This window comes from Mesorhizobium sp. P5_C1 (genome assembly GCF_054049815.1).
In genome coordinates this window covers 1-4447 of record NZ_JBFULQ010000453.1, presented here as the reverse complement: position 1 = coordinate 4447, position 4447 = coordinate 1, and the positions used below count along the sequence as shown (strand labels likewise).

The window sequence follows — 4447 nt, the reverse complement described above, 5'->3', positions numbered from 1 at the left end:
GTTTGGGGACATTCGAGCGGCGGAACCACAGTGTTCCAGGCGGGAGGCGCCCGGGTCAACTTCAGGGAACTCGATGCCTGGTGCGCTGTAAACAGAAAGGATCCACACGCCTCTGATACATGCCAATTCGTAGGCCACGAGCAATCGGTCGCGACACACTATGGTGTCGCTGATCCGTTTGCGGCGCCCCTGCCGCCCATCTGGGATAAACGCGTAGCCGCTCTTGTCGCCGGAGCTCCGGACGAGCTGCATGCCTTTGGCGACACGGGCATTGCGGAGGTCAAGGTGCCGACGCTCATAATGGCTGCTTCTGACGATGCCGCTGTATTGCCTAAACACAACGCTTTGTGGGCGTATGACGAAATCAGCAGTCAAGACAAGGCGTTGGCCGTATCGTGGCGGGCACATGATGTTCATGAACTCCTCGCAGCCAGCATTCAAGCAGGCGAACGAGCTCACCACCGCGTTCTTTCTCGACATCCTCAAGAGCGACCTGCTGGCAGGGGAGCGCTGATGCCCGACGCCATTTCATTTCCGGGGCTAAGCTATGAAACAACGCGCCATTAAGTCAGTGGCCGATCAGTTCGGCTAGTCTAGATCGTGCATATTTACACCATCTCCGACGGCCCAAGTCCCTTGCCAGCGCCATCGAGATCAGGAATATAATCCTCCGTTGCGGCGACCCTTCAACGATCGCCATGCCCAAAAAACCCTTGCCGACACCTTGGCCGCCTGCGAAACCATGTATGTGAATTGCGGGCACCCGGCGTGCTGCAAGTCCACGCTGATCTGGGCTGGCTTAGGCGACAACGGGTTTTTGGCGAGAAATCAAACGGCACTTCAGGGCCATAGACTTTACGTCAAATCTCTATGGACGCCTCATCGCCCATATTCAGATTTCGGCGCCCGCTCCGCGTCAGCCGCCCAGGCGCGTGACAAAATAGGTGAGGGCCGAAATGGCGGCCGTCGCCGGCAAAGTGACGATCCAGGCGATGACGATGTTGCCGGCGATGCCCCAGCGGACGGCTGAGACGCGGCGGGCCGCGCCGACGCCGATGATGGCGCCGGTGATCGTGTGCGTGGTCGACACGGGAACACCGAGCCAGGTGGCGGCGAACAGGGTGATGGCGCCGCCGGTCTCGGCGCAGAAGCCCTGCATCGGGTTCAGCCGGGTGATCTTCGAACCCATTGTGTGGACGATGCGCCAGCCGCCGAACAATGTGCCGAGCGCCAGTGCCGTCTGACAGGTGAGGACGACCCATAGCGGCACATAGAAATTGGCGCCGAGCATGCCTTGCGAATAGAGCAGCACGGCAATGATGCCCATGGTTTTCTGGGCGTCGTTGCCGCCATGGCCGAGCGAATAGAGCGAGGCGGAAAAGAACTGCAGGACGCGGAAGGTGCTGTCGACGGCGAACGGTGTCTGGCGCACGAACAGCCACGAAACGACAAGGATCAGGACAAGCGCCAGAACAAAACCTGTCGCCGGTGACAGGACGATTGCGGCGACCGTCTTGCCAAGCCCCGTCCAGACGATGGCGCCGACCCCAGCCTTGGCAACGCCGGCGCCGACCAGCCCGCCGATCAGCGCATGCGAACTGCTCGACGGGATGCCGGCAATCCAGGTGACGATGTTCCAGACGATGGCGCCCACAAGGGCTGAGAAGATCACCGCCGGCGTGACGATGCCGACGTCGACGATGCCCTTTCCCACTGTCTCGGCGACATGAAGGCCGAAGAACATGAAGGCGATGAAATTGAAGAAAGCCGCCCACAGAACCGCATATTGCGGCCGCAGCACGCGGGTGGAGACGATGGTGGCGATGGAGTTGGCGGCATCGTGCAGGCCGTTGAGAAAATCGAAGAACAGCGCGACTGCGACAAGGACGACCAGCACGGGAAAGGCAATGGTGGCTTCCATCACCTAAACATTCTCGATGACGATRCCGCTGATCTCGTTGGCGACGTCCTCGAAACGGTCGACCACCTTTTCCAGCTGGCCATAGATCTCGCTGCCGATCAGGTAGGCCATCGGGTCGCTGCGGCCGTGCCGCTTGAACAGGTCCTTCAGCCCTTGCTCGTGCAGATCGTCGGCGCGGCTTTCGACGCGCATGACCTCTTCGGCGATGGCGTTGAGGCGCACGGAGTGCGTGCCGACCTTGCTCAGCAGCGGGATAGCCTCGGCGACCAGCTTGGCGGCAGCGACGATGACGCCGCCCATTTCCTGCATAAGCGGGTCGAATTCCTTCTTTTCGAACAGCTTCACCGTCTTGAYGGTCTTGTGCATCATGTCGATGGCATCATCCATCGACTGGATTAGGTCCTTGATGTCGCCGCGATCGAAAGGCGTGATGAAGGAAAGCCGCACCGCCAGGAGGACTTCGGCGGTGATATGATCGGCCTCATCCTCGAGATCGATGATCTTCTGACACCAACGATCGATGTCCTTGCCCTGGAGAAGCTGCTCCAGCGCCTCGGCGCCACCGACCACGGTTCGGGAATGTCGCTCGAACAGGTCGAAGAAGCGATCTTCGCGCGGCAGCAGCTTGCGGAACCAGCCCAGCATGGTCGATCTCCCAGTTTCATTCACATAGCGCCGCATTGCGCCAGGGGAAACAGGTAGCCGGCTGAAAGATGTGGATGCGGACGAATCGCGGACGCGGCTTGAGACGCAATACAATTTCCCCGATCTTGCGCGGGAAGGGCCGCGAGCGGCGCCCGGCGTTCTTCACCTGCATTCCCGGCTACGAAGGCGATCGGCAGCGGCGGAACTGCGACTGGAAGCCGACTTTCGATCGAACCAAACCGGCTTGACGGAACATTAGCAATCTCTAACTATTTTTGCTTGCGGCAGGTGATGCTCACCCCATYACTGCCTTAAGATCGGGATCTTCACCGGCTACCGATCGGCCCGCGCCTCCCGCAAGTGGCGCGGGCTCTCAGCAGGGGGAAGCRGATGACCGATGTGTAGGTTKACCCTSGCTCTYGCCTTCTTGCTCACRTGTGGCACCGTGTCCGCAGGAGAGCATTGGTTTGCTCATGACGGCGACACGCTGTGGCATGACAAGAAACGAGTTCAGTTGCTYGGTATYGATGCCCCCGAACTTTCGCAGGCGTGTTTTGATGCCGCTGACAARATCTGGCCCTGCGGCAGGTATGCGCGTGACCACATTCGCCATCTCATGCCKCMGGGGATGTATCCTGCACCATCGAAGGCAAGGACCGCTATGACAACGAAGTCGGCGTCTGCTTCGTGGGAGGCATCGATCTGGGACGCGACCTGGTGAAACACGGATTGGCGGTGGCCGACAAACAAGCGCCTCGATACCTTGCCGAAGAACGCGAAGCCCGCATTGCCAAACGTAACTTGTGGGCAGGGAACTTTATGGATCCCGGCGAATATAGACGGGGTGGACGCCGATAGCTGCCCATCGCCCCAGTGCGCTGACATMTACGCTCCTCCAAGGCRCGGGCTATGGCCAAGGAGRTYGGCGACAAGGCGCAGATCGAGGAGATCACGMCWCAGGTGAAGAGGCGCTCATTCTTATGGTTCRACTGTKAATTCGGYCCACATGCCAGCYCCATAGTGACCCGGCACGTTGCAGATAAGCAGGTATTTTCCAGCCTTCAGATCGACGGTCAATGTGCCTGATTTGCCGGGATCGAGYTCCGACACCTCGCCCTTRTCTCCSGACTTGTCTTCGTCGACCCGGTTCTCGGCCTCAAGGTAAGGAAGCAGCTTGCCGGGCGCGGCAAGGTACATCACGATCATCTCGTGRAYSGTGTCCTTGGAGTCATTYTTCACWTTGAATGTGACCTCSCCRGCCTTCACCGCACCCGGGGAAGCCTTGATCCCCATGGTCGCCTTGGCGAGATCAATGCCCGGCGCCGCATAAGCGAGACCCATCGGCATCTCCGTACTCGCGCCCTTGTCCCACAGGGMGACCTGGACAATCGCAGCAGCCTKGACGGCGCCKGCACTGCCGGCCATGAGCATTGCGGCGAAGCCCGAGCACTGCTCTCCTCGATATGGATTTCATGACAATCTCCTCAGGACGGCAGCAGAAGCGCTCTAACRTCCCAGCCACTATCCCTGCTCCCGGCTGMCCCCCACCGTCCTTGCGCTAAATCAAAACRYGCGCCGKCGCGGCATCACAAGGCCGAACGCCTACGCGACAAGCCTGTAAGAACCTGCATCGTAAGCGTGTTCGACAAGCCGCATTAGCGCACCGTGCTGGCCACCAAGGACAAGGCCGAAGCGGATGCGATGGAACAGGCGAAGGTCCAAGACGGAGTTAAGGCGCAGATCGAGGAGATCATGCCGAAGCCGAACAGGCGATAGGTCGTTACTTCTTCGGGGGCCAAGAGCTATTTGCGCAAGTAGCCTATTGGACCGTCATCTGCTTTCGCCATTCCCAAGGCCTTTCGAACGACCCGGCCCCCATGC

Annotated in this window: 4 protein-coding genes and 1 pseudogene; 2 read left to right on the top strand and 3 right to left on the bottom strand. The window is 60.0% G+C overall.

All coding sequences use genetic code 11. The features are described from left to right. The coding region (locus tag ACXJ7R_RS25625; protein ID WP_457154266.1) for a hypothetical protein at window positions 1–567 on the top strand (567 nt) is incomplete at its 5' end. Between the two features lie 349 nt (window positions 568–916). Here the strand turns inward: ACXJ7R_RS25625 and ACXJ7R_RS25620 are convergent. Then, window positions 917–1921 (bottom strand): anion permease, encoded by a 1005-nt coding sequence (locus ACXJ7R_RS25620; RefSeq protein WP_457154265.1) that lies wholly within the window; start codon window positions 1919–1921, stop codon window positions 917–919. A gap of 3 nt (window positions 1922–1924) precedes the next feature. Then, complete coding sequence (locus tag ACXJ7R_RS25615) at window positions 1925–2566, bottom strand: DUF47 family protein (protein WP_457154264.1); 642 nt, start codon at window positions 2564–2566, stop codon at window positions 1925–1927. Between the two features lie 639 nt (window positions 2567–3205). Between ACXJ7R_RS25615 and ACXJ7R_RS25610 the strand changes: the two are divergent. Beyond that, window positions 3206–3424: pseudogene (locus ACXJ7R_RS25610) on the top strand (thermonuclease family protein); the annotation flags it as partial. Between the two features lie 120 nt (window positions 3425–3544). On the opposite strand, the gene ACXJ7R_RS25605 reads toward ACXJ7R_RS25610, so the two are convergent. After that, a complete protein-coding gene (locus ACXJ7R_RS25605) occupies window positions 3545–3859 on the bottom strand; it encodes a plastocyanin/azurin family copper-binding protein (RefSeq protein WP_457154267.1) in 315 nt (104 codons plus the stop codon). Window positions 3860–4447: the final 588 nt, after the last annotated feature.